This window comes from Amycolatopsis sp. NPDC059021, assembly GCF_042739895.1.
Taxonomy (GTDB): domain Bacteria; phylum Actinomycetota; class Actinomycetes; order Mycobacteriales; family Pseudonocardiaceae; genus Amycolatopsis.
In genome coordinates this window covers 1-24,422 of sequence record NZ_JBHYIQ010000131.1, presented here as the reverse complement: position 1 = coordinate 24,422, position 24,422 = coordinate 1, and the positions used below count along the sequence as shown (strand labels likewise).

The 24,422-nt window shown below is 70.8% G+C and carries 23 protein-coding genes; 12 read left to right on the top strand and 11 right to left on the bottom strand.

What is annotated here, in order from left to right:
• Positions 1 to 336: 336 nt before the first annotated feature.
• From ACFWX1_RS43405 to ACFWX1_RS43380, 6 genes are all read right to left on the bottom strand, one after another.
• Complete coding sequence (locus ACFWX1_RS43405; protein ID WP_378395742.1) at positions 337 to 1,521, bottom strand: amidohydrolase family protein; 1,185 nt, start codon at positions 1,519 to 1,521, stop codon at positions 337 to 339.
• A 1-nt stretch (position 1,522) separates the two neighbouring features.
• On the bottom strand, positions 1,523 to 2,653 hold the full coding sequence (locus tag ACFWX1_RS43400) for an MAB_1171c family putative transporter (protein WP_378395741.1): 1,131 nt from the start codon (positions 2,651 to 2,653) through the stop codon (positions 1,523 to 1,525).
• Positions 2,650 to 3,180 (bottom strand): hypothetical protein, encoded by a 531-nt coding sequence (locus ACFWX1_RS43395; RefSeq protein ID WP_378395740.1) that lies wholly within the window; start codon positions 3,178 to 3,180, stop codon positions 2,650 to 2,652. Before ACFWX1_RS43395 ends, ACFWX1_RS43400 begins: the two co-directional genes overlap by 4 nt.
• A complete protein-coding gene (locus ACFWX1_RS43390; RefSeq protein WP_378395739.1) occupies positions 3,177 to 3,608 on the bottom strand; it encodes a helix-turn-helix domain-containing protein in 432 nt (143 codons plus the stop codon). The genes ACFWX1_RS43395 and ACFWX1_RS43390 overlap by 4 nt, the downstream gene beginning before the upstream one ends.
• A 353-nt stretch (positions 3,609 to 3,961) precedes the next feature.
• Complete coding sequence (locus ACFWX1_RS43385) at positions 3,962 to 4,414, bottom strand: flavodoxin family protein (protein ID WP_378395738.1); 453 nt, start codon at positions 4,412 to 4,414, stop codon at positions 3,962 to 3,964.
• A gap of 2 nt (positions 4,415 to 4,416) precedes the next feature.
• Complete coding sequence (locus ACFWX1_RS43380) at positions 4,417 to 6,051, bottom strand: phospho-sugar mutase (RefSeq protein ID WP_378395737.1); 1,635 nt, start codon at positions 6,049 to 6,051, stop codon at positions 4,417 to 4,419.
• Between the two features lie 35 nt (positions 6,052 to 6,086).
• On the opposite strand from ACFWX1_RS43380, the gene ACFWX1_RS43375 reads away from it, so the two are divergent.
• Positions 6,087 to 7,235, top strand: a complete 1,149-nt coding sequence (locus ACFWX1_RS43375) for a glycosyltransferase (protein ID WP_378395736.1) — start codon at positions 6,087 to 6,089, stop codon at positions 7,233 to 7,235.
• A gap of 126 nt (positions 7,236 to 7,361) precedes the next feature.
• On the opposite strand, the gene ACFWX1_RS43370 is transcribed toward ACFWX1_RS43375, so the two are convergent.
• From ACFWX1_RS43370 to ACFWX1_RS43360, 3 genes are read right to left on the bottom strand one after another with little or no spacing between them, the layout of a single operon-like run.
• Positions 7,362 to 8,144 carry a purine-nucleoside phosphorylase gene (locus ACFWX1_RS43370; protein WP_378395735.1) on the bottom strand — a complete coding sequence of 261 codons (783 nt, stop codon included), beginning with the start codon at positions 8,142 to 8,144 and terminating at the stop codon, positions 7,362 to 7,364.
• Positions 8,141 to 8,569: an ABA4-like family protein gene (locus tag ACFWX1_RS43365; RefSeq protein WP_378395733.1), complete on the bottom strand. Its 429-nt coding sequence runs from the start codon at positions 8,567 to 8,569 to the stop codon at positions 8,141 to 8,143. The genes ACFWX1_RS43370 and ACFWX1_RS43365 overlap by 4 nt, the downstream gene beginning before the upstream one ends.
• Positions 8,570 to 8,573: 4 nt before the next feature.
• Positions 8,574 to 9,545 carry a hypothetical protein gene (locus ACFWX1_RS43360; protein ID WP_378395732.1) on the bottom strand — a complete coding sequence of 324 codons (972 nt, stop codon included), beginning with the start codon at positions 9,543 to 9,545 and terminating at the stop codon, positions 8,574 to 8,576.
• 76 nt (positions 9,546 to 9,621) lie between these two features.
• Here ACFWX1_RS43360 and ACFWX1_RS43355 point away from each other — a divergent pair, with 76 nt between their 5' ends.
• On the top strand, positions 9,622 to 10,308 hold the full coding sequence (locus tag ACFWX1_RS43355; RefSeq protein ID WP_378395731.1) for a MerR family transcriptional regulator: 687 nt from the start codon (positions 9,622 to 9,624) through the stop codon (positions 10,306 to 10,308).
• On the opposite strand, the gene ACFWX1_RS43350 is transcribed toward ACFWX1_RS43355, so the two are convergent.
• Positions 10,305 to 12,071: a serine/threonine-protein kinase gene (locus ACFWX1_RS43350; protein WP_378395745.1), complete on the bottom strand. Its 1,767-nt coding sequence runs from the start codon at positions 12,069 to 12,071 to the stop codon at positions 10,305 to 10,307. The genes ACFWX1_RS43355 and ACFWX1_RS43350 overlap by 4 nt on opposite strands.
• A 214-nt stretch (positions 12,072 to 12,285) precedes the next feature.
• On the opposite strand from ACFWX1_RS43350, the gene ACFWX1_RS43345 reads away from it, so the two are divergent.
• The 6 genes from ACFWX1_RS43345 (at position 12,286) to ACFWX1_RS43320 (ending at position 20,344) form a co-directional block, all read left to right on the top strand.
• Positions 12,286 to 14,163 carry a methylmalonyl-CoA mutase family protein gene (locus tag ACFWX1_RS43345; protein WP_378395730.1) on the top strand — a complete coding sequence of 626 codons (1,878 nt, stop codon included), beginning with the start codon at positions 12,286 to 12,288 and terminating at the stop codon, positions 14,161 to 14,163.
• Positions 14,160 to 16,328 (top strand): methylmalonyl-CoA mutase, encoded by a 2,169-nt coding sequence (scpA, locus tag ACFWX1_RS43340; protein WP_378395729.1) that lies wholly within the window; start codon positions 14,160 to 14,162, stop codon positions 16,326 to 16,328. Before ACFWX1_RS43345 ends, scpA begins: the two co-directional genes overlap by 4 nt.
• A gap of 3 nt (positions 16,329 to 16,331) precedes the next feature.
• Entirely contained in the window at positions 16,332 to 17,330 is a 999-nt protein-coding gene (gene meaB / locus ACFWX1_RS43335; protein ID WP_378395727.1) for a methylmalonyl Co-A mutase-associated GTPase MeaB, read from the top strand.
• Positions 17,331 to 17,385: 55 nt separating this feature from the next.
• Positions 17,386 to 17,709 carry a hypothetical protein gene (locus tag ACFWX1_RS43330; protein WP_378395726.1) on the top strand — a complete coding sequence of 108 codons (324 nt, stop codon included), beginning with the start codon at positions 17,386 to 17,388 and terminating at the stop codon, positions 17,707 to 17,709.
• A 254-nt stretch (positions 17,710 to 17,963) separates the two neighbouring features.
• Positions 17,964 to 19,286, top strand: coding sequence for an amidohydrolase (locus ACFWX1_RS43325; protein ID WP_378395725.1), 1,323 nt, complete (start codon positions 17,964 to 17,966; stop codon positions 19,284 to 19,286).
• 224 nt (positions 19,287 to 19,510) lie between these two features.
• The gene (locus ACFWX1_RS43320; protein WP_378395744.1) at positions 19,511 to 20,344 is read left to right on the top strand and encodes an endonuclease domain-containing protein; all 834 of its coding nucleotides are present in this window, start codon (positions 19,511 to 19,513) and stop codon (positions 20,342 to 20,344) included.
• Between the two features lie 77 nt (positions 20,345 to 20,421).
• On the opposite strand, the gene ACFWX1_RS43315 is transcribed toward ACFWX1_RS43320, so the two are convergent.
• Positions 20,422 to 20,874, bottom strand: a complete 453-nt coding sequence (locus tag ACFWX1_RS43315) for a gamma-glutamylcyclotransferase (RefSeq protein WP_378329453.1) — start codon at positions 20,872 to 20,874, stop codon at positions 20,422 to 20,424.
• A gap of 129 nt (positions 20,875 to 21,003) precedes the next feature.
• Here ACFWX1_RS43315 and ACFWX1_RS43310 point away from each other — a divergent pair, with 129 nt between their 5' ends.
• The 4 genes from ACFWX1_RS43310 (at position 21,004) to ACFWX1_RS43295 (ending at position 24,211) form a co-directional block, all read left to right on the top strand.
• Positions 21,004 to 22,407 (top strand): NAD(P)H-quinone dehydrogenase, encoded by a 1,404-nt coding sequence (locus tag ACFWX1_RS43310; RefSeq protein WP_378329452.1) that lies wholly within the window; start codon positions 21,004 to 21,006, stop codon positions 22,405 to 22,407.
• Between the two features lie 99 nt (positions 22,408 to 22,506).
• Entirely contained in the window at positions 22,507 to 22,968 is a 462-nt protein-coding gene (locus ACFWX1_RS43305; RefSeq protein ID WP_378395724.1) for a hypothetical protein, read from the top strand.
• A gap of 241 nt (positions 22,969 to 23,209) precedes the next feature.
• Positions 23,210 to 23,836, top strand: a complete 627-nt coding sequence (locus ACFWX1_RS43300) for a hypothetical protein (RefSeq protein ID WP_378395723.1) — start codon at positions 23,210 to 23,212, stop codon at positions 23,834 to 23,836.
• A gap of 222 nt (positions 23,837 to 24,058) precedes the next feature.
• Positions 24,059 to 24,211, top strand: a complete 153-nt coding sequence (locus tag ACFWX1_RS43295; RefSeq protein WP_378395722.1) for a hypothetical protein — start codon at positions 24,059 to 24,061, stop codon at positions 24,209 to 24,211.
• Positions 24,212 to 24,422: the final 211 nt, after the last annotated feature.

Below are 24,422 nucleotides of genomic sequence, written 5' to 3'. Positions count from 1 at the left end.
CAAGGCCACCTTATGGGCGTCCGACGCCCGCGAGGTGGCCTTGACGGCAGGTCGGCGTGGCGTGGCGGCGGTGGGTGCTGAAGGGGACTTTCGGTGCGCTGGGTGAGCTGAAGGGGACTTTCAGTGCATGGGATGCGAGGAAAGTCCCCTTCAGCTCGCGTCCCCGGCGTATCCCGGCGGCGCCGAAGTGTCGGTGCCCCCGCCTAGGCTGTTTGGTAGGGGCGCTCAGGGCGTCCTGAATCTTCCGTTCATTCCTTCGCAGTGCCGTGAAGGACCCCTTCACGGCACTGAGCGCCGGTAAGGAGGCCTTCACGGACGGGCCCGGGAGCAGCCGCGTCAGAGCGGGACGGGGCGGCCGGAGGCGAGGACCAGGCGGACGGAGCGCAGGGCGTCGAGGGAGGCGAGCGGGTCGCCGTCCACCACGAGGACGTCCGCGGCGAGGCCCGGTGCGAGACGGCCGGTGACGTCGGCGAGGCCGAGCGCGGCGGCGCTGTCCTCGGTGGCGATCTCGAGGACCCGCCGCCGCGGGAAGCCGAGCCATTCGTACAACGCCAGCGCGCCCACCGGATCGTCGAACACCGAGCCCGGCAGGCCCGCGTCGGTGCCCGCGATCAGCGGCACGCCCTGTTCCTCCAGCCAGGAAAGCCGCCCGTAGACGCCCTTCGCGAGGTCCTCGCCGAGACGGTCGGCGATCGTCCGCCAGTTCCGGCTGCTCGTCGAGCACGCCGCGATGCCCTGCGCCGCCATCCGCGCGGCGACGTCGGCGCGCCGGTCGAACGAACGCTGCCCGGTCATCCACGAGCAATGCTCCACTGTGGACACTCCAGCCGCGACGGCGTCGGTGATCGCGTCGGCACCGTGGGCGTGCGCGGCCACCGGGAGGCCGTGCCGCGCGGCGTGTTCGACGATCACGCGCAGCCCTCGCGCGTCGAACTGCGACTCCCACATGGCCGCGCCGCCCTCGGTGATCTGGCCGCCGCTGGCCATCACCTTGACGACGTCGGCGCCCGCGGCCGCGTTCGCGTCGATCCGCGCGCGGATGTCGTCGTCGGTGGCGACCTCGCCGCCGAAGAAGTGACAGTGCCCGCCGGGTGGCGTCAGCGGAGGCCCGGACACCAGCAGCCGGGGCGCGACGGTGTCCGAGGCGGCCAGCGAACTCCGGACCCGCGCGCCGAGGTGGTCGCGATCGCCGAGGTCCCGCACGGTCGTGACGCCGGTGCGCACCAACTGCCGCAATCGTTCGTACGCGCCCGCGTGCAACGCCGCGTCGTCCGACGCCTGGAACGTCGTGAGCATCTCCCGGCTCGCGTCGAACGCGAGGTGCACGTGGCAGTTGAACAGGCCGGGCAGCGCGGTCCCGCCGGGGAAGTCGTGCCGCGCGGCATCGGGCGCGGCCTGCGCCAGGACGTCGGCACGCGGTCCGACCGCGACGATTTCCTTGCCCCGCACCAGGATCGCGCCGTCGGCGATCGGTGTCGACGGCCGCGGCAGCACCCGCGAAGCGGTGATCACGATATCCACGTCAATTTCCCTTTCCGGCCACGGCCGCCGAGAGCGCGAGCAACGGCCGGACGTCGGATTCGATGTCCCCGGCACCACCCGGGAGCACGAGCTTCGCGCGGCCGTCGGTCTCCTCACCCGCCTCGCGGCGGGACAGCGCGGACCGCAGCGCGGCCGCGGCGGCGTCCGGGTCGGAGGCGGCGAGCCCGGCGAGGTCGGTTTCGAGATACGGGCTGAGCTGCACGAGGCCGTCCCGGATCTCGACCACCCGGCGGTAGTAGCGGCGGTGCGCCGCGCGCGGCCGGAACCGCTCCCGGGGACCCGGCCGCAGCACGATGCTCGGGTACGCCTCGGCCAGGACCGTCCACAGTGGAGCGAGCCGTCGGTGGTCACGCAGATGCTGACGGCGACGGCGCAGCGCGGCCACCCTGGCCCGCGCGCCGGGATAGGTCACCCCGGCGAGGAAGAGCACCGTGCCGAGAATCACCAGTGGCGCGCCGATGAGCAACAGCACCGGCACCCGCGGTCCGAAGGCCCAGGCGACGGCGACGTAGAGGGCACGCAGCACGCTCCCGGCCGCGGCGCACGCCAGCCCGGCGGCGGACAGCCGCAGCCCGATCCGCAGGTTCCGGTCCGCGATCCGCAGATACCGCAGGATCCAGAACACGCAGGAGAAGAGACCGTAGATCAGGTACAGCCCGGCGCCGAGGTAGAACAGCGCGATCCCGGGCTCGTGCACCGTGCCGGGGCCGAGCGCGGCGCCGCGCAGCGGGCCGGGAGTGATCCCCATGGCGGCGAACATCACGACGATCGCGGCGGTGAGCGGGAGCAGCTCGGCGGCGACGCGGCGGACCTGGCCGCGCGGGCGAGAGCTCAGCGCCGAGCCGAGGAAGAAGATCACCAGGGAGTAGAGGCCGAGCGAAAGCAGGATGTTGTTCGCCAGCCGCGCCGCGCCCCGGCCGGTCAGCGCGTCGAACCAGGTCACGATCACCGGTTGCTGGAAAAGGAACGCCCCGGCGACCGCGGCGATGGTGACGGTGACCGCCCAGTTGGGCAGCCGTGGCGCCCGTTGGAGCTGGTACACGCGCCAGGCCAGCGCGGTACCGAACAGCACCAGGGTCACGATGGTGACCGGGCTGAAGAGCGTGCTCACAACCACCCTTGGTGATCGCCGAGCGCGCCCTGGATCCGGCGGAGATCCCGGTCATCGGCACGCCGGGGGATCGTGTAGTTCACGACCGTCGCCCATTCGAGGATGATCGTCGCGACGGTCTCGGCTTCCCATTCGTGGGCCTCATCGTAAGACGTGCGACGCAGGGCACGCCGGACGGCGGCGCTGTCCACCTCGCCGAACCCGGGGGCGGGGCCGCGGAGGAAGTCGGCGGGCTCGGCGTCACCGTGCGGATGGTGATCGGCGAGCAGGTGGCCGAGCTCGTGCAGGATGATGTGGTCCTGGTGGGATTTCGTGGTTTCCTGCTGGTAGAAGATGTAGTCCGCGTTCGCGGTGGCGATCCAGCAGCCGAACGGGCCGGGCACCTCCAGCGGGTAGGCCAGCAGCCGGATCGGCTTGCCGCGCTGTTCGCCGAGCCGCGCGCAGAGCACTTCGACGTCGAGCGGCGGCTCGATGTCGAGCTGGTTGAGCAGGCGGCGGCACCGCTTGCGCAGTTCCCGCTCCTTCATCGGTTTTCCCGCTGGTCGTCCGGCTCGTCCGGTCCGTCCGTGCTGTCGCGTTCGGCGCGCTCGTAGCGTTCGACCAGGTCGAGCAGATCCATCACCTGCCGCCGTCCCTGCGGGGACAGCTCTTGAGCGCGCATCGCCATCAGCTTGGCCTCCCCCGCCGGGCTGGCTGTGTCGGATGTCTCGCCTTCGTCGAAGAAGTACGTCACCGGAACGCCGAACAGCTTCGCCAGCGCTTCGACGTAGTGGATCTTCGGGTTGATCCGCTTGCCGGTGGCCAGCTGCTGGATGTAGGCGGGGGACATGGCGGGACCGCCGGCGCGGTCGATGGCCGCCGACAGCTCGCGATAGCTGTGCGGCGCGCGGCCGTCGACCCGGGCGGAGTCGATCAGGGCGGTCAGCTTTTCGGCGAACGTGCGCTGCCGTGACATCCTCCGGCTCCCCTTCCGTTCCGGTGAAAAACTCCGGCTCCGGGACAACTGTACGCATCTGTTGACGGCTTGCGTATGCAGTGGTTTACACTCGCTGCGGGATCGGCGATCCCGCCCGCCTTCCGCTCCGGTTTCCGCGTCCTGGGGGTACACGGACACCGTGGCGGAAGGTTGTGGCATGCCCGGGGTCGTCAAGATCCCCTCTTCGTAGTAAGCTGGTCTGGCTGAGGTTGATCGCCCGTCCGGCGAACCCTCGGCCCAGGCCTTCCGCCGGAGGTCGACCCCCAGGGCTTCCGGTAAAGGCCGACGAAGGCGGGGTGTGTTCGCACACCCCGCCTTCACTTATGTGTGACTTATTCCATGAGGGTGGCGGCCACGGTGCTGCCCAGTTCGGTGCAGGCGTCCAGATCGGTCTTGGCGGGGTCGCCGGTGACCAGGACGGGGTCCGCCACGCGGGACCAGCCGAGGCCGGTGGTGATGGCGTCGAGCTGACGGGTGGTGCCGCTCGTGTCGTTGTTCCCGTGCACGTAGTAGCCGAAGGGACGACCCTTCGTGGCATCCAGGCACGGGTAGTACACGGTGTCGAAGAAGTGCTTCAGCGCACCGCTCATGCTGCCGAGATTCGCCGGGGTGCCCAGCAGATAACCGTCGGCGGCCAGCACGTCGGGGACCGTCGCGCCCAGCGCCGGCCGGCGGACGACGTCCACGCCCTCGATGTCCGGATGCGTGGCGCCGGCGAGGGCGGCCTCGAACATCGCCTGTGTCGACGGCGAAGGCGTGTGGTGGACGATCAGCAGCGTCGGCATGGTCAGGACAGTAGTTGCTCGACGTCCGCGCGCAGGGCGACGAGCCGGGCGGACGTGCTTTCGCGCGCGGCCGCCAGATCCTCGGACGGCGGCTGCGCCGCCTGCAGGTACGCCTTGAGTTTGGGCTCGGTACCGGACGGGCGGACCACCACGCGCAGCCCTTCGCCGGTCAGCCGGAGCACGTCCGCGTCCGGGAGCAGGTCCTCGAGGGTGACCGCCGTGCCCGCGAGCGACGTGGGCGGGGCGGCGCGGAGCCTGGCCATGATTTCGCCGCGCACGGCGAGATCGGTGACCCGCAAGGAAACCTGGTCCGTCAGGTGGACGCCGTGGCGGCGGAAAAGCTCGTCCAGTACCTCGGGGATCGTGCGCCCCTCGGCCTTGAGCGTGGCGGCGAGGCCCGCCGCGAGGACGGCCGCGGCGATGCCGTCCTTGTCCCGGACGAAGGACGGGTTGACGCACAGCCCCAGCGCTTCCTCGTAGGCGAAGACCAGGCCTTCGCCCGCGCGCACCAGCCACTTGAAGCCGGTCAGGGTTTCGGCGTAGCGCGCGCCCTGTGCCTTCGCGATCTCGCCGAGCATCGACGACGACACGATCGTGGTGGCCACCAGCGGATCCGGGGTCACCGTGCGGTCCAAAGTGGACAGTATGTGCGCGCCGAGCAGGACACCGGTCTCGTCGCCGCGCAGCATGCGCCACGTCCCGCCGGGTTCGCGGACACCGAGGGCGCAGCGGTCGGCGTCGGGGTCGAGCGCGACGGCGAGGTCGGCGTCCACTGTGGACGCGAGGTCGAGCAGGAGGTCCGTCGCGCCCGGTTCCTCGGGGTTCGGGAAGGCGACGGTCGGGAACCCCGGGTCCGGTGTGGACTGTTCGGCGACCAGGTGCACGTCGGTGAACCCGGCCCGCTCGAACGCGGTTCGCAGCGTCTCGGCGCCGACGCCGTGCAGTGCGGTCGCGGCGATCCGGACGTCGCGGGCGGTGCCGCGGGGCAGTGCGGCCACCTCGGTGAGATAGCCTGCGCGCGGGTCGATGACTTCGGCGCCGGGGGACCGGGGCACGCTCACCGCGGCGGGAGCGGCGGAGATCGCCCGTTCGATTTCCCCGTCGGACGGCGGGACGATTTGCCCGCCGGTGCCGTCGTAGAGCTTGTAACCGTTGTCCGCCGGCGGATTGTGCGACGCGGTGATCTGGATCCCGGCCACCGCGCCGAGCTGCTTCACCGCGTATGCCACCAACGGCGTCGGGAGCGGCTCCGGCAGTGTCTTCACCGCGAAACCGGCGGCGGTGAGCACCTCGGCCGCGGCTGCCGCGAAAGCCTCCGAACCGTGCCGCGCGTCCCGGCCCACGACGACGGCCCCGCCCGCGTGTCCGTGCGCGGTGAGCCAGGCGGCCACGCCCGCGGTGGTGCGGACGACCACCGCGACGTTCATCCCGTTCGGCCCGGCCCGCACCGGCCCGCGCAACCCCGCGGTGCCGAACTCGAGCGGACCGGCCATCCGGTCGGCCAGTTCCTCGGCGCGTCCCGGCTCGCCGCCCAGCGCGCGGGCGACGACGTCCTGCAGTTCGGCACGGGTGGCGGGGTCGGGATCGTCGGCGATCCAGCGGAAAGCCGCGTCCCGCAGCGTCGAAGAAACAGTCATGGGCACGCGGCCCAGCTTACGGCTACGGTTGAAGCATGCGCCTGATATTCACGGCCCTGGGGGGCTACGGACATTCCTTCCCGCTCATCCCGCTCGCCGTCGCCGCGCGCGACGCCGGGCACGACGTCAGCTTCGCCACGGCACAGGATTTCCTGCCGAACATCGAAAAGGCGGGCATAACGAGTGTCGCGGCCGGGATCACGATGAGCGAGGCCTTCACCGAGGCGGCGAAAGAGGTCGGCGGGGACCCGACACAGCTGCCGCAGGAGGAGTTGTTCAAGGTCATCGGGCGGGTGTTCGGCGAGTTCCTGCCGCGGGCCTTCGCCACCGGCCTCGGGCCCGTCTTCGCCGAGCACCGGCCGGACCTGGTGATCTACGAGACGGTGAACGCCGGCGGGGCCTACGCGGCCAAGCAAGCCGGGATTCCTTGTGTGGGGCACACTTTCGGCCGCATGGCGGAGTTCGACCTCGGCGAGGAAATCCGTGCGCGGGCCCGCGCCACCGCCGCCGAGTTCGGCGTCGAGGACGACTTGCAGGGCTCGTTCGGCGACCACGTCGTCGACATCTGCCCGAAGTCGGTGCAGTCACAGGAGTTCCTCGCCGTGGCGAAGCGGATTCCGCTGCGGCCGGTCGGCTGGACCGTGCCGGGTGACCTGCCCGCCGGGATCGAGGGCCGCGACCGGAGCCGCCCGCTCGCGTACCTGACGCTGGGCACCGCGTTCGGGAACACCGACGTGCTGGTCAAGGCGATCACCGGCCTGGCGGCGCTCGACCTCGACGTGCTGGTCGCCACCGGCCCGTCCGTCGACCTCGCGTCGCTGGGCGAGGTGCCGTCGAACGTGCGGCTCGAGGCGTGGGTGCCGCAGAGCGAGCTGCTGCCGCATGTGGACGTCGTCGTGCATCACGGCGGGAGCGGGACGACGATGGGCGCGTTCGGCGCCGGGCTGCCGCAGCTGTTCCTGCCGCAGGGCGCCGACCAGTTCGCCAACGCCGAGGCGGCGCTCGCCGCCGGGGTCGCCGATCAGCTCGTCGGTGACGCTCTCACGGCCGAGGCGGTCACGGAGAAGACCCGTGCGCTGATGACCGACACCGCGGTGCGCGACGCCGCCCGTGCCCTCGCCGAGGAGATCGCCGCCATGCCGTCTCCCGCCGAGGTCGCCGCCACCCTGCCCGACTACGCCTGACGTCGTGTCGTCCGCCCGCGTACGCGTGTCGTCCGTCTAGGTACGCGTGTCGTCCATCCCGCGAACGGTTCACGGATGGACGACACGCGTACGGGAATGGACGACACGCGTACCGGGATGTACGACTCAGGCGCGGGAGACGAGTTCGCGCAGCAGCTCGCCCATCCGGGTGGCGGCGGCGCGGCCCGCTTCGAGCACCTCTTCGTGGTTGAGCGGTTCGCCGGTCATCCCGGCCGCCAGGTTCGTCACCAGGGACAGCCCGAACACCTCCAGCCCGGCCGCCCGCGCGGCGATCGCCTCCAGCACCGTCGACATCCCGACCAGGTCGGCGCCGAGCGTGCGCAGCATCCGGATCTCCGCCGGTGTCTCGAAGTGCGGCCCGGTCAGTCCCGCGTAGACACCCTCCTCCAGCGACGGGTCGATCTCCTGCGCGACCCCGCGCAGCCGCGCGGAGTACAGGTCGGTCAGGTCGACGAAGTTCGCCCCGACGATCGGCGAACGCGCGGTCAGGTTGAGGTGATCGGAGATCAGCACCGGCTGGCCGACCCGCATCCCCTCCCGCAGCCCGCCCGCCGCGTTCGTCAGCAGCACCGTCTTCGCCCCGGCGGCCGCGGCGGTGCGCACGTTGTGCACCACCGGGTCGATGCCCTTGCCCTCGTAGAAATGCGTACGTCCCAGCAGGATCAGCGCCCGCTTGTCGCCGACGCGCACCGACCGGACCGTCCCGCCGTGCCCGACCGCGCTCGGCTGGACGAATCCCGCCAGCTCGCCCAGCGGGATCTCCGCCTCCGGCGTGCCGATGACGTCCGCCGCCGGGCGCCAGCCCGACCCCAGCACCACGGCGATGTCGTGTTTCCCGACGCCCGTGCGCTCCGCGATGGCGGACGCGGCGACCTCGTGTTCAGTCATGAACGCGAGCGTATCCGGACGCTGCGGGCCACCAGGAACGCGACCAGCCCGAACGGGGACAGGAAGATCGTCAGCGCCAGGATCGGGCTCGTGACGAGCGGATGGATCCGCTGCTCCCGCGATTCGAGATACATCCACCGGCCGATGAACAGATCGAACGCGATCAGGTGCGCCCAGATCAGCGCCGCCCCCTGTGGCGTACCGAGAAACCCTTGCAGCACACCGAGATCCGGCCTGCTGACCGCCCGCCACAGCGCGCCGAAGTGCGGGATCGCGAGCGCGAAGTAGCACACCAGCGGCAGCAGCGGGACCCACGGCGAGGCCATGATCCGGCGTGTCCACGACCACCCCGGCAGGAAGATCATCAGTGCCCAGAACGGCGCCGCGATCGGGAAGGTCCAGCCGAACAGCGTCGAGACCGTCATCGCGTCAGACCGCCGTACCGAGCTGGGCGCGCTTCGCCGGCCGGCCGATCGAGGCCAGCGCCCCCAGCGCGACGGCGAGGACCAGCGCTCCGAACGCCAGCAACGTCAGCCCGTCCGGGCGCACGATCGACTGGCCTCGCTCGGCCTGCCACGTCACCAGCGCGACGAGCCCGGCGTACCCGGCCGAGCCGACCAGCACGAGCTTCGCCCGGACCACGCCGTCGGCCAGTACCGGGAACCGCTTCGCCAGCGCGAGCAGGCCGAGTGCGAGCAGCGGCAGCAACTGCAGCGCGTGCATGCCGACGAAATGCGGGATCCGCAGGTCGCCGCCGACCGTGCTCCAGCCGAGGACCGGCAGGCCCGGCCCGCCGTCCGCGAGGCCGACGGTGTGCCCGCCGCGCATGTCCGGTCTGATCCCGGCGTGTGCCAGGGCGAGCTGCTCCGCCGTCGGGCTGGTCATGAGCTGGCCGAGACCGAGACCGACGAGCGAGATGACCCCGCCGAATCGCACCGCCCAGAACGTCCCCCGGTCCCGCTGGCGGCTGAACATCAGCAGCACGGTCAGGATCAGCGTCGCCACGAACAACGCCGCGACCATGATCGCCATGGCGTCGAACACCCGGGCGTCGAACGGGGTCGCCCGGTTGAAGTGGCTCGCCGTCCCCCGGATCGCCTGCATGGTGAGCAGGACGTACTCGGCGGCGAACAACGCGACGAGCACCGTGGTGACCCACCACGCGGTCCGGCGGAACCGGGGCAGCAGCGAGACGAGCCAGCTCCAGGTGAAGAAGTAGAGCGCCCCCGAGATCGCGAACTTGAGCGGCTTGGTCCAGATCGGCGCGCCGGCCAGCGTCCGCTGGTCGACGAGCAGGCCGAGGACGCACAGCACGGCCGCGCCCGCCATCGCGAAGGCGAACCCGGTCGCGGGCCGGTGCCACTGCCACGGCCTGGTCCGGATGTCGGCCAAGATGGTCATGAGATCCTCCCAGAATGGATAGTCAAGCTCTCCGTTATGGGAAGTTAAACTATCCATCCTGAGGAAGTCTTCAGGGATGTCCCTGAGATCCCTCGCCGAGATCGGAGTGACACGGATGCGGATGGCGGAACTGAGCGCCGAGTCCGGGGTGCCGGTGGCCACCGTCAAGTACTACCTGCGCGAAGGACTGCTGCCGCCCGGCGAGCGCACCAGCCCCAACCAGGCCCGGTACGACGCGACGCACGTCCAGCGGCTCAAGCTCGTCCGCGCACTGCGCGAGGTCGGCGGGCTGTCCCTGGCCGCCGTGGGCGAGGTGCTCAAAGCCGTCGACGGCAGCAAGACGACGCACAACGCGCTCGGGATCGCGCTCGACGCGCTCAGCCCGGAACCGGCCGAGGTCAGCGAAGAGGATCACGCCTGGGCGCGGGGTCTGCTGGAACGGATCGCGGAGCGGCATGGCTGGAAGCTGCACGACGACGACCGGACCGAGCGGAACGTGATCGACGTGCTGTGCCGGATCCGGGACCTCGGGCACGACGAGCTGATCGCGCGGCTCGACGAGTACGCCGACCTCGCGCAGGAACTCGCGGCGATCGACCTGGGCATCACCACCGGCCTGCCGACGCTGGAGCGGATCGTCGAGGCCGCCGTGGTCGGCAGCGTGCTCGGGAACCGCCTGTTCGCCGGGCTGCGGAGGTTCGCGCAGGAACGCGAGTCGCGGCGCCTGTTCCAGCCCGGCGGCACCGCCGGCGACGACTGCTAGCCGGTGATCTTCAGCGACGGGGCGACCCGGGCGAAGATGTCCGTGCGCGCGGTGTCCTCCTGCTCGGACGGCGCAGTCAGCGAGAGCACCCAGAGATCGTCGTGGGACACGATCAGGTTCGCGAAGGTCGACCGGGTGATCGCGCCGGAGGGTTCGGTGCCCCTGGCGGTGGCGCGTTCCGTGGTCCGGTAGGTCAGCGCGCGCCCGTTCCCCGAGGGCAGGTCCTCCTCCTGCGCCAGGTAGAACGTGTCCCCGGGATAGCTCTTCTTCAGGTCGGCGACGTAGTCGGCGAACGAGTTGCCGGTGTAGGCCAGGTAGCCGGCCAGCCGCTCCACCCGGATGGCCTGGCGCCCGTCCGGCGACACGAACTGCACGACGGTCGTGGTGATGTTGGACGGCGTGCGGTGCGGGGCGACGAACTTCAGCCAGCCGTCGGGGACCTGGAGCGTGAACTGCCCGCCCTTGACCCCGTTGACCGCGTTCGAATTGCCCTGCTGCGTGACGAGCACGGGCGGCGGGACCACCGCGGGTTGCCCGCTCGAGACCGGCGTCCCCGCCGCGGCGGGCAGCAGCGACTGCCCGCCGACGGTCCTGGCCAGTACGAACCCGCCGCCCGCGGCGATCAGGAAGATCAGCACCGACACGAGCGCGAGCACTGCGCTCGCCTTCGCGCTCCGCCGCACTGGAGGCGGCGCGACGGGCGCTGCCGCGATCGGCGGCGGCGCGAGCGGGGGAGGGGCCGGGGCCTGCGGGACCACGGGCTGGGAGGCCGACGCGGTGGCAGGGGGCGGCGGGATCGGGGGAAGGGCCGCCGACGCGGAGGCCGGGGTCTCGGCGCCGCGCAGGAACGGCAGCGGTCCGGGGTCGGCCGCGAGCGCGGCGCCGCTTTCCTCGGCGGGCCGTTCCGGGGTGACCGTCTTGATGATCTGGGTGTCCGTGGCGTCCGGCTGCGCCGAGGTCTTCTTGCCGTCCGGGGTGCGGAACAGCTCGGGGCCGAACAGGTCGAGCGCCGACCCGGTCTGCAGCGGGTACAGCCGGTGGCGCACCTCGCGCAGCGAGATCCGCTTCGACGGCTCCTTCTTCATCAGCGCCGAGATGACGTCGGCCAGCTGGCCGGGGGAGGGCTTCGGGACCTTGCCGTTGACGACCTTGCCGACCGTCTCCAGCGGATCGCCGTCGGCGTCGTAGGGCGCGGTGCCCTCGACGGCGGCGAACAGCGTCGCGCCGAGGCCCCACAGGTCGGCGGCAGGGGTGACCGCGCCGCCCGAGGCGACCTCGGGGGCGATGTAGGCGGGCGAGCCGAGCATGATCCCGGTGCGGGTCATGGTCGCCTCGGAGACGTTGCGCGCGATCCCGAAGTCGGTGAGCTTGATCCGGCCGTCCCCGGCGACCAGCACGTTCCCCGGTTTGACGTCGCGGTGCGTGATCCCGGCGGCGTGCGCGGCCTCCAGCGCCGAGGCGACGGCGATGCCGACCGCGGCGGCCTGCGCCACGGTGAGCGGCCCGTGGTCGCGCAGGATGTGCGCGAGGCTGCGCGAGGGCAGCAGCTCCATGACCACGAACGGCTCGTCGTTGTCGCGGGCGACGTCGTGCAGGATGATCACGTTCGGGTGCGAGAGGACCGCGATCGCGCGGGCTTCGCGCAGCGTCCGCTCGCGCAACTCGTCCGCCTGCGACGCCGGGACGCCCGGCGGCAGCTTCATCTCCTTGACCGCGACCGGCCGGTGCAGGAACTCGTCGTAGGCCGACCAGACGGTGCCCATCGATCCGGCTCCGAGCACCGACCGCAGCCGATAGCGCCCGGCGACGACGCGGGAGGACTCGTGGGAGGTGGACACGCGCCCAATTGTGTCGCATCACCCCGACAGCCGCGGACTCAGCGTGCGCCTTCGGGCACGGGATCCGGAACTGTGCCGGTTCTTCGACGCGACAAGTGTCACAGAACGACGCAGGGTGAGGGCTCTACCATCGTTGGGTATGACACACGAGGCTGGGCCGGGGTCAGTGCAGACCGCCGACACCGCACTCGCACTGGCCGCCGAGTTCCCGGCGGCGGAGCGGGCGCAGTGGCAGGAGCTGGTGGCCGCCGTGCTGCGCAAGAGCGGCAGACTCCCCGAGGACTTCGAGGGCGCGCCGGAGAGCAAGCTCGTCACGCGGACCTACGACGGCATCGAGATCCAGCCGCTCTACACCGCCGAAGACGCGCTCGGCGAGCCCGGCTTCCCCGGTCTCCCGCCGTTCGTGCGCGGTGCCCGCCCGCAGGGCGCGGTGAGCACCGGCTGGGACGTCCGCGCCCGGCACGTCCTGCCCGGCGCCAAGGCCGCGAACGCCGCCATCCTCGCCGACCTCGAAGGCGGGGTCGGCTCGGTCTGGCTGCGTCTCGGCGAGGGCGCGCTGCCGGTGTCCGCGCTGGCCGACGCGCTCAATGAGGTCTACCTCGACCTGGCCACCGTCGTCCTCGACGCCGGGGCCGACTACGAGGCCGCCGCCGAAGCGCTGTTCGAGATCTACGCCGAGCGCGAGATCCCGGCCAGCGCGGCGCTGGGCACGCTCGGCGCCGACCCGATCGGCGTGGCCGCCCGCACCGGCGACGCGGCCTCCGTGGCGCCCGCCGCCGCGCTCGCCGCCCGCGTGGCCGCCGGGTACCCGAAGGTGCGCACGATCGTCGCCGACGGCCTGCCCTTCCACGAGGCGGGCGGTTCGGACGCGCAGGAACTGGGCGCCACGATCGCCGCCGGGGTCGCCTACCTGCGCGCGCTGACCGAAGCGGGCCTCGACGTCGACGCCGCGGCCGGGCAGCTGGAATTCCGCCTCGCCGCCACCGCCGACCAGTTCCTCACCATCGCGAAATTCCGCGCCGCGCGGCGGTTGTGGGCCCGCGTCACCGAGGTCTCCGGGGTGAGCGTCGAGGCACGCGGCATGCGCCAGCACGCCGTGACCTCGCCCGCGATGCTGACGCAACGCGACCCGTGGGTGAACATGCTGCGCACGACGCTGGCGTGTTTCGGCGCCGGCGTCGGCGGCGCCGACGCGGTCACCGTGCTCCCGTTCGACGCCGCGATCGGCCTGCCCGACGCGTTCTCCTCCCGGATCGCGCGCAACACGCACGCCGTGCTGCTGGAGGAATCCCGGCTGGCCGGGGTGATCGACCCCGCCGGTGGCTCCTGGTACGTCGAGAACCTCACCGACGAACTCGCGCGCGCCGCGTGGGCGGAGTTCACCGCGATCGAGGCCGAAGGCGGGATCGAGGCCTCGCTCGCTTCCGGCGCGCTGGCCGCGCGGCTCGCCGAGACCTGGGACAAGCGCGCGAAGCGGCTCGCCACCCGGCGTGACCCGCTCACCGGCGTCAGCGAGTTCCCGAACCTGACGGAGAAGCCGGTCGAGCGCTCGCCTCTGCCGTCCACTGTGGAGGGTGGACTGCCCCGGCACCGGTACGCCGAGGCGTTCGAGGCGTTGCGCGACGCGTCCGACGCGTACCTGGCCGAGCACGGTGTCCGGCCCCGCGTCTTCCTCGCCACACTCGGCCCGGTCGCCGCGCACACCGCGCGGGCCACGTTCGCGGCCAACCTGTTCCAGGCGGGCGGGATCGAGCCGGTCAACCCCGGCGCGACCGACGACCTGCCCGGCGAGTTCCGTGCCAGCGGCGCGAAGATCGCGTGCCTGTGCGGCACCGACGACGCCTACGCGGCCGATGCGGTTAAGGCGGCGGCGTCCCTGGCCGAGGCGGGTGCGGAAACCGTGCTGCTGGCCGGAAAACCCCAGGACTACGCCGGCGTCGGCGGGTACGTGTTCGCCGGGTGCGACGCGCTCGACGTCCTGCGCGGCATCCACGCCCAGTTGGGAGTTTCGCGATGAGCATTCCGAACTTCGCTTCCGTCGAGCTGGGCTCGGCGCGGACGGGTGAGCGCGCGGACTGGGCGCGGGCCGTCCAGGAAGCCACCGGCAAGGGTCCGGACGCGCTGGCCTGGGAAACCCCGGAAGGCATCGGCGTCAAGCCGGTGTACACCGCCGAGGATCTGTCCGATGTGGACTTCCTGGGCACCTACCCCGGTATCGTGCCGTTCCTGCGCGGCCCGTACCCGACGATGTACGTCAACCAGCCGTGGACCATCCGCCAGTACGCGGGATTCTCCACCGCCGAGGAGTCGAACGCCTTCTACCGCCGCAATCTCGCGGCCGGGCAGAAGGGCCTTTCGGTCGCCTTCGACCTCGCGACCCACCGCGGCTACGACTCCGATCACCCGCGCGTGTCCGGCGACGTCGGCATGGCGGGCGTGGCCATCGACTCCATCTACGACATGCGGCAGCTCTTCGACGGGATTCCCCTGGACAAGATGAGCGTGTCGATGACCATGAACGGCGCCGTCCTGCCGGTGCTGGCGTTGTATGTGGTCGCGGCCGAGGAACAGGGTGTGCCGCCGGAGAAACTCGCCGGGACCATCCAGAACGACATCCTCAAGGAGTTCATGGTCCGCAACACCTACATCTACCCGCCGCAGCCGTCGATGCGGATCATCTCCGACATCTTCGCGTTCACTTCGCAGCACATGCCGAAGTACAACTCGATCTCCATCTCCGGCTACCACATGCAGGAGGCCGGGGCCACCGCCGACCTCGAACTCGCCTACACCCTCGCGGACGGCGTCGAATACATCCGTGCGGGCATGGACGGCGGGCTGGACATCGACAAGTTCGCGCCGCGGCTGTCCTTCTTCTGGGCCATCGGCATGAACTTCTTCATGGAGGTCGCCAAACTCCGCGCCGCACGACTGCTGTGGGCGAAGCTCGTGAAGGGCTTCGATCCGAAGTCGTCGAAGTCGCTCTCACTGCGTACGCACTGCCAGACGTCCGGCTGGTCGCTGACCGCGCAGGACGTCTACAACAACGTCGTCCGCACCTGCGTCGAGGCGATGGCGGCGACCCAGGGGCACACGCAGTCCTTGCACACCAACGCGTTGGACGAGGCGCTGGCGCTGCCCACCGACTTCTCCGCGCGGATCGCGCGCAACACGCAGCTGGTGCTGCAACAGGAATCCGGGACCACGCGGGTGATCGACCCGTGGGGCGGCAGCGCGTTCGTCGAGAAGCTGACGCACGACCTCGCGCTCAAGGCCTGGGGTCACATCACCGAGGTCGAGCAGGCCGGCGGCATGGCGAAGGCGATCGACGCCGGGATCCCGAAACTGCGCATCGAGGAGGCCGCCGCGCGCACGCAGGCGCGGATCGACTCCGGGCGTCAGCCGGTGATCGGGGTCAACAAGTACCAGCTCACCGAGGACGAGCAGGTCGACGTGCTCAAAGTGGACAACGCCGGTGTCCGCGCGCAGCAGATCGAGAAGCTGCGGCGTCTGCGTGAGGAGCGGGATTCCGCGGCCACCGAGGACGCGCTGCGGCGGCTGACCGAGGGGGCGGGCAACGGCGGGAACCTCCTGGAACTGGCGATCGGCGCGGCGCGGGCGAAGGCCACGGTCGGCGAGATCTCCGACGCGCTGGAGAAGCTCTGGGGGCGGCATTCCGGCCAGATCCGTACGATTTCCGGCGTGTACCGCGAGGAAGTCGGGAAGTCGCAGAACGTGGAGAAGGCCCGCGAACTCGTCGACGGGTTCGCCGAGGAGGAGGGCCGCCGTCCGCGCATCCTGGTCGCCAAGATGGGCCAGGACGGGCACGACCGCGGCCAGAAGGTGATCGCCACCGGCTTCGCCGACATCGGCTTCGACGTCGACGTCGGCCCGCTGTTCTCCACCCCGGCCGAGGTCGCGCGCCAGGCCGTCGAGGCGGACGTGCACGTCATCGGCGTGTCGTCGCTGGCCGCCGGGCACCTCTCGCTCGTCCCGGCGCTGCGTCACGAACTGGCCGAGCTGGGCCGCTCCGACATCATGGTGGTCGTCGGCGGCGTCATCCCGCCGCAGGACTATCCCGCGCTGCGGGAGGCGGGCGCGGCGGCGATCTTCGGGCCCGGCACGGTGATCGCGGACGCGGCCATCGACCTGCTGTCCCAGCTTTCGGCGCAGGAGTCCTGAGTTTTGCCCCGCAAGATCGACGTCGCGGCCTACGCCAAGGGGGTCCTCGCGGGTGACCGCGGGACCCTGTCGAAGGCGATCACGCTGGTCGAATCGAACCGGGAGGACCATCGCGCGCGGGCGCAGGAGCTGCTCGTCGAGCTGCTGCCGCAGGCGGGCGGGGCGCAGCGGGTTGGGATCACCGGCGTCCCCGGTGTCGGCAAGTCGACATTCATCGACCAGCTGGGCACGGACCTGACGTCGGCCGGGCATCGCGTCGCGGTGCTGGCGGTCGATCCGTCGTCCACCCGGACGGGTGGTTCCATCCTCGGCGACAAGACGCGGATGGCGCGGCTCGCGGTGGATCCGAACGCGTTCATCCGGCCGTCGCCGACGTCCGGCACGCTCGGCGGCGTCGCGCGGGCGACCCGCGAGACGATCGTGCTGATGGAGGCGGCCGGATTCGACATCGTGCTGGTCGAGACCGTCGGCGTCGGGCAGTCCGAGGTCGCGGTGGCCAACATGGTCGACTGCTTCCTCTTCCTGACCCTGGCGCGCACCGGTGACCAGCTGCAGGGCATCAAGAAGGGCGTGCTCGAACTCGCCGACGTCATCGCCGTCAACAAGGCCGACGGCAATCACGAACGCGAGGCGAAGCGGGCGGCGCGCGAGCTTTCCGGTGCCCTTCGGATGATCTACGGACCGGACGCGGCGTGGACGCCACCCGTGCTGACCTGCAGCGGGCTGACCGGGACCGGGCTCGACGGCGTGTGGGGCGAGATCACCCGGCACCGCGACCAGCTGTCCGCGTCCGGCGAGCTCGCCCAGCGGCGGCGGCAGCAGCAGGTCGACTGGACCTGGTCGATGGTGCGGGAGCAGCTGCTCGGCCGCCTGTCGGCGCATCCGGAGGTGCGAGCGGTCGTTCCGGGCGTCGAACGGGCGGTCCGGGACGGTGAGCTGACCGCGACGCTCGCCGCGCAGCGGATCCTGGACGCGTTCTCCGCGCCCCCGCGTGGCGGGTGACACCCCGGCCGGTCAGCGGGCACAATGTGGGACGCACCGGTGACGGAGGGAAGTCATGACGAAGCTGCGGAGTCTGGTGGTCACGGGGTTGCTGGGGCTGGTGATGCTCTGCGCCGCGCCCGCGCAGGCGGCTCAGATACCCGCCGCTTCTTCCGTCGTGTACTCCGTGCGTGCTCAGCAGTCCGAGGTGGCTGCGGTGTCGGTGGTGTCGGTGGCACCGCAGCAGCAGCCGCCGGGGCCGGTGCTGGACCCCGCTGAAACGGACAAAGCGAACAAAGAGAAGAGCCGCAACAAGATCATCGCGGGCGTCGTCGCCGCTTTGCTGCTGCTGATCGTCATCCTGGGCCGCAAGCAGCGCAAGAAGAGCAAGTCCTCCTGACCGGGTGCCCGGCCGCGACCAAGCGCGAGCCGAGCAGCACTCTCCGTTCACCCAGGCCGAACTCGGCGGCGCCGTTCGTCGCAGATCCACTACCGGCCGTCTGCCTTCGCCGTCCTGAAGGCGCCTCTTGCCGCCTGCATGGTGCACGATCATCGGCAAATGGGTAAGACTGGATTGACGGCACGTTGCGTGACACCCGGTACGTCCATCTCGGGTATCGGGTCGGCCAGCCGTGTTGCGGGAGGAGGTGCGGCGTGACGGTGCTCGATTCACGACCGGACGTTCCAGGCGACCAGAACGACTCCGAGGGTCGCCTGGTCACCACGGCCGAGGCGCCCGGCGCGCTGATCTCCGAAGCCGGGGTCAGCATGGCGCCGGTACAGGATCTCGGCGAGGGCCGCGGCCCGTTCTGGCTCGACGACTGGCTCCGCGCGAACGCGACGGACGTCTGCGCGTGGCGCAGGCACATCCACGCGCACCCGGAGTTGTCACGGCACGAGTTCGCGACCACCGAACTGGTCGTCACTCTTTTGCGCGCCGTCGGCCTCAAGCCGTGGGTCCTGCCCGGCGGGACAGGCGTGGTCTGCGACATCGGCCAGGGTGACCGGTGCGTCGCGCTGCGTGCCGACATGGACGCACTGCCGCTCACCGAGGCGACCGGGCTGCCGTACGCGTCGACCGTGGACGGCGCGGCGCACATGTGCGGGCACGACGCGCACACCGCGATCCTGCTGGGGGCGGCCCGCGCGCTGGCGGGCGCTCCCGAGCTGCCCGGCAAGGTGCGGCTGATCTTCCAGCCGGCCGAGGAGGTCATGCCCGGCGGCGCGCTCGACATGATCGCGGCCGGCGCGCTCGACGGCGTCGAGCGGATCTACGGGCTGCACTGCGACCCGCGGCTCGAGGTCGGGCGCATCGGGACCCGGGTCGGCGCGCTGACCTCGGCCGCCGACCTCATCGAACTGCGGCTGACCTCGCCCGGCGGGCACACCTCGCGGCCGCATCTGACCGCCGACCTGGTGCACGCGCTGGGCACGGTCATCACGTCGCTGCCGTCGGTGCTGTCGCGGCGGGTCGACCCGCGGTCCGGGACCGTACTGGTCTGGGGTGCGGTGCACGCGGGCCAGGCCGCCAACGCCGTCCCGCAGGACGGCGTGCTGCGCGGCACGCTGCGCACCGCCGACCACGAGGTCTGGACCATGCTGGAGCCGCTGGTCGCCTCGTCGGTGGAGTCGCTGCTCGCGCCGACCGGGGTCGGGTTCTCGCTGGACTACCGCCGCGGCGTCCCGCCGGTGATGAGCGACGCCGAGAGCGTGTCCCTGATGCGTGCCGGCGTCGAGGCCGCATTGGGCGAGAAAGCGCTCGCGGGCACGGAGCAGTCCTCCGGCGGCGAAGACTTCGGCTGGTACCTCGAACACGTCCAAGGCGCCTTCGCCCGCCTCGGCGTCTGGTCCGGCGGCTCGGCCCCGATGTCCGACATCCACCGCCCCACCTTCGTCCTCGACGAACGCGCCCTCCTCGTCGGCGTCCGCACCCTAGTCCACACCGCCCTCACCACCCTCGCCGTGTCGTCCGTCTAGGTACGCGTGTCGTCCATCCGTGTACGCGTGTCGTCCGTTCAGATACGTGTGTCCGCCGATTCGAGCGGGCCCACGCACTCGTGAAGTTATCCACAACGGGGTAGTTATCCACAGGTCCAGTGATTGGTGCTTCCCACGGGCCTAGATGATCTCCAACCCTCTACTTTGTGACTGATATCGGAGGGTGGAACCGGGCGGTCTTGCGTAGCGAGGCCGTCGAAACGATGGGCCAGCGAGCTGTCAGGCAGGCGCTTACAGCCGGTGTGCTTGCTCAACCTTGGCGAGGCGTGCTTGTGCGCGCCTCCGAAGCGCTCGACTTAGCCGTGCGAGCGCATGCCGCCCTGCTGATCGTCGGGCAGCCCACGGCGCTCTCGGGCGCCACTTCCCTTGCGCTGCACGGGATTTCGTCGATCAGTGGTGCGGATATCCACGTCACCGTTCCGTACTCGCGGCGGGTCAAGTCCAAGCCAGGATTGGTGGTGCACCAGGGCTGGTATCGACCTGGTGACGTGATCCAACTCGATGGGCTGGCGATGTTCTCACTGGACCTCGCCTTGGCTGACTTCCTCTGTGACGGCGACAAGCGAACAGCCTTTGCGGCTTTGGACGAAGCTATGCATGGGCTCGCCCCGGATCACAGTCGGAAGCTCTTGGAAAACGTACGGGACCGGATCGTCGACAGGCGAGATCGGCGAGGTATCCACAGGGCGTCGATGATGCTGGAGTTGGCGACAGGCAAGGCCGAGTCGCCTCCTGAGAGCATTCTCCGCCTTATCGTCGTGGAGGCCGGATTCCCCATCCCAGAGGCGCAGTACGAAATCACCACGATCGATGGGCGAAGACTCTACGTACTTGACCTGGCTTGGCCTTCGCTGCGGATTGCGCTGGAGTACGACGGATTCGCAGCTCATGAGGCGCGCGGGGACTACGACGCTGAACGGGACGCGCGGATGGCTGGACGTGGGTGGATCACGATCCGCGCAACGGTGGCGGATCTGCGTGATCCCGGCCGCCTACTTCAGGAGCTGCGGGCTGCATTCGCACGTCGAGGAGCGTGAGGAATGCGCCGGAACGGACGACACGCGTACCTGGATGGACGACACGCGTACGTGGATGGACGACACGGCGGCGTCGATCAGCCGGTGATGCCTTGGCAGGGGCGGGTGCGGAGGTTGTCGACGTAGTCGGCGGGGGCGCCGGCGGCTTCGGCGGCATCGGCGAGGACGCCGAGGTAGCGAGCGGAGGGTAGGCCGCCTTCGTAGGCGTCGAGGACGTAGAGCCAGGCCAGCACCGAGCCGTCCATCGTCTGGACCCGGAGGCGGATCTTGTTGTGCATCCCGAGCTCGCCGCCTTCCCAGCGGTCGAGCCCCTCCTCGTCCAGCGAGATGACGTCGTAGAGCACGACGAACACCCGCGAGCCAGGATCTTCGACGATCGTGGCCAGGGCGCCTTCCCAGCCCAGGTCCTCGCCACCGAAGGTCAGCCGCCAGCCCTCGAGCCAGCCGGTGCCGGCCATCGGTGAGTGCGGGGCGCGCTCCAGCATCTGGGCGGGCTCCATGTTCGATCCGTACGCGGCATACAACGGCACGCCGACAGCCTAGCGACCCATCCGTCACCCGAGTGGACGCACATGCCGTGTCCGGCCACTTCGTCTGTCCGTAAACCCGCCCGCGTACCGTGAAGCCGCACCCCGTACGCGCGTACTAGGAGGACCCAGGTGACCAGGATCGTGATCATGGGCGGCGGCCCGGCGGGTTACGAAGCGGCTCTGGTCGCCGCGCAGCACGGCGCCGACGTGACGATCGTCGAGCGTGACGGCCTCGGCGGCGCCTGCGTGCTCTACGACTGCGTGCCGTCGAAGACGTTCATCGCCTCCTCGGGCGCGCTGGCCAAGCTGCACGATCTGGGCGAACTCGGCATCAACACCGACCTCGCGGACACCGGCATCGATCTGCCGACCGTCCACGGACGAGTGAAAGGTCTCGCACTCGCGCAGTCCGCGGACATCCGCGCCAGGGTGCAGCGCGAGGGTGTTCGCGTGGTCACCGGCGCGGCGCGCTTCTGCGACGACGAGCCGGGTCTCGCCACGCACAAGGTCGCTGTCACCCATCCGGGTGGAGAATCCGAGACGCTGCCCGCCGACGTCGTCCTGATCGCCACCGGCGCGACCCCGCGGGTGCTGCCCGGCGCCGTGCCGGACGGCGAGCGCATCCTCGACTGGCGCCAGCTCTACGACCTCGCCGAGCTGCCCGAACACCTCGCGGTGATCGGCTCCGGCGTCACCGGCGCCGAGTTCGCCTCCGCCTACACCGAGATGGGCGTCAAGGTCACCGTCGTCTCCAGCCGCGACCGCGTCCTCCCGCACGAGGACGCCGACGCCGCCGCGGTGCTGGAGGAGGTCTTCTCCCAGCGCGGCACCGAGGTGGTCAAGCACGCCCGCGCCGACCGGGTCGAGCGCACCGAGAAGGGCGTCGAGGTCCACCTCGCCGACGGCCGGGTCATCGAGGCCAGCCACGCGCTGATGACCGTCGGCTCGATCCCCAACACCACCGACATCGGCCTGGAGCGGGTCGGGATCGAGCCCGGCCCCGGCGGTTTCATCACCGTCGACCGGGTTTCGCGCACCAGCGTCCCCGGCATCTACGCGGCCGGCGACTGCACCGGTGTCCTGATGCTCGCCTCGGTGGCCAGCATGCAGGGCCGGATCGCGATGTGGCACGCGCTGGGCGAGGGCGTCGCGCCGATCAAGCTCAAGACCGTCGCCGCCAACGTCTTCACTCATCCGGAAATCGCCACCGTCGGCATCAGCCAGCAGGCGATCGACTCCGGCGAGGTGCCCGCGCGCACCATCATGCTCCCGCTCGCGACCAACGCCAGGGCGAAGATGGAGGGCCTCCGCCGCGGCTTCGTGAAGCTGTTCTGCCGCCCCGCCACCGGCGTGGTCGTCGGTGGGGTGGTCGTGGCGCCGACGGCGAGCGAGCTCATCCTTCCCATCGCGCTCGCCGTCCAGAACCAGCTCACAGTGGACCACCTGGCACTGACATTTTCGGTGTACCCGTCGCTGTCCGGGTCGATCACCGAGGCGGGCCGCCAGCTCATGCGCCACGACGATCTGGACTGATCCGGACTGATCGCGCGCCCGGCGCAACCCCGCCCCGCCCGTCGCGTCCTGATCGATGTAGGCATCGATGTAGGCATTGTGGAGACAAGGAGTTCGCGGGTGCGCAAGGCGGCGGTTTTCGGTGCGGTGGCGGTACTGGGGGCGAGCCTGCTCGCCGTCCCGGCGGCGGCTCAGCCCACTCCCGTCAGTCCCGCGGCGCCCGCTCCGGCGGGCGTGACCGTTCAGCTCAACGCCGACACGGCCGCCACACACGGCCTGGTGAACAAGTTCGTGCGGGACTCGCAGAACGTCGCGCTGGCGCAGTGCCCGACGCCGAAGACCGCGACCTTCTCCTCCCCGGTGCTGGCCTTCGGCCGCTACGATTTCGGCTCGGTCATGGGGATGCAGGCGAACGTCAGCGCGGTGGCGTGGCTCAACTCCGGCACCGCGGCCGGGGACTACCCGCTCACCGTGACCTGTGAGGGGAAGCCTTACACCGCAACGTTTTCCGTGGCCGCCCCGCAGGTTGAGAAGGTGCCGTCGGGTGCCGCGAAGGCAGGCGACGGGAGCCTGGCCGAATAACCACGGTACCGATCGAGCCGCCGGGAAAAGCGTTTCCCGGCGGCTTTTTCGTGCGCCTGACAACGAGTTCCCGGCGTAGGCGTATCGCGATCGGTTCGTTATCCGGCCGGACAACCACGGGTGCGTGGAGAACGTCTTCCTGGTGTTGGGAAAAGGTGCCGGCCGACGGCAGGGGGAACTGTGCGCGGCGCACCGGAATTCTCTTTCTCCTGCCCGGAACAATGGTATTCAGGGGTGTGTCATGAAACGTTCCGCTGCTCTCGTCGCCTTCGCGGCCGCGGGATTCCTCGCCACGGCACCGGCCGCGTTCGCGACCGATTCGCCGACGTCCACCACGACGCCCACCGCGCCGACATCTCCGACGTCCGATCCCACGACCGCACCGACGTCTCCGACATCTTCGACGACGACGTCGGCCACGCCGCCGGGTAACCCCAAGGCATTCCTGAAGTTGCAGCCGAACGCGGCGCACGCCGGGGCGAAGATCACGGTGCTGGTCGGCTGCGAAGCGAAGTACATCGAGAACCTGACTTCGCCGGTCCTCGAGTTCGGTGCGCTGAGCCCGAGCGGTCCGCAGGACGACCCGGCCAAGGCGCCCGTGTCGCGCGGCCAGGCCACCGTGAAGAAGGACGCCAAGCCGGGCAAGTACCCCGCTTCGTTCCAGTGCGGCACCGGCAAGGTGAGTGTCTCCTTCACGGTGCTGGGTGCCAAGCAGGTGACGCAGGTGCCGTCCGGGGCGCCGCAGACCGGCGGCGGGGGCGCGCCGGCGCCGGACAACGGGCCGTTCGTGGCGGCGGGAGCGCTCGGTGTGCTGGCCGTGGGGGCCGCGGGTTGTGTGCTCTACCGGTCTCGGCGCACCGAAGACTGACACGTATCAGGTAGCTGAAAGAAAACAGTCCGGGTGCTCGCCCGGACTGTTTTCTGTGCGCGAAAACCTCGCCGACTGTTCCAGGTTCCGGTCATTCCGGGTGAATCCCATTACGTGATGAGGGGAAATCATGAAGTACGGCATTGTCGCGGGTGTGACCGCTGGATTGCCGGCCGCCGCACCGTTCAGCCGGCGTCCGCGAAGCCCGCGCCGGGCAAGCAGGTGGCGAAGGTTCCCGCGGGCGCCCCGCAGACCGGGTGCTCCGACGCGCCGGAGCAGGACGGCCTACCGTTCGTCGCGGCGGGATCGCTCGGTGTGCTCGCCGCGGGCGGTGCGGGTTTCGCGCTCCACCGCCGTCGCTCGGCGAAGCGCTGATCGGGTTCGAATCGTGACGCCGGTGAGGGCAACTTCGCCGGTGTCGTCCCGCGTCTGTCAGGCGTGGGGGGACAAGCGGGGGGCCCCCGCGGGGGGGGGGGGGGGCCCAATGCCCGCCGCCCCCCCGCCCGCCTCCGGGCCCGGGACGTCCTCGTGCCGGAGGAAGATGTCCACGTCGTGATCGGACGGCGGCCCGCCGCGCGCGTACACC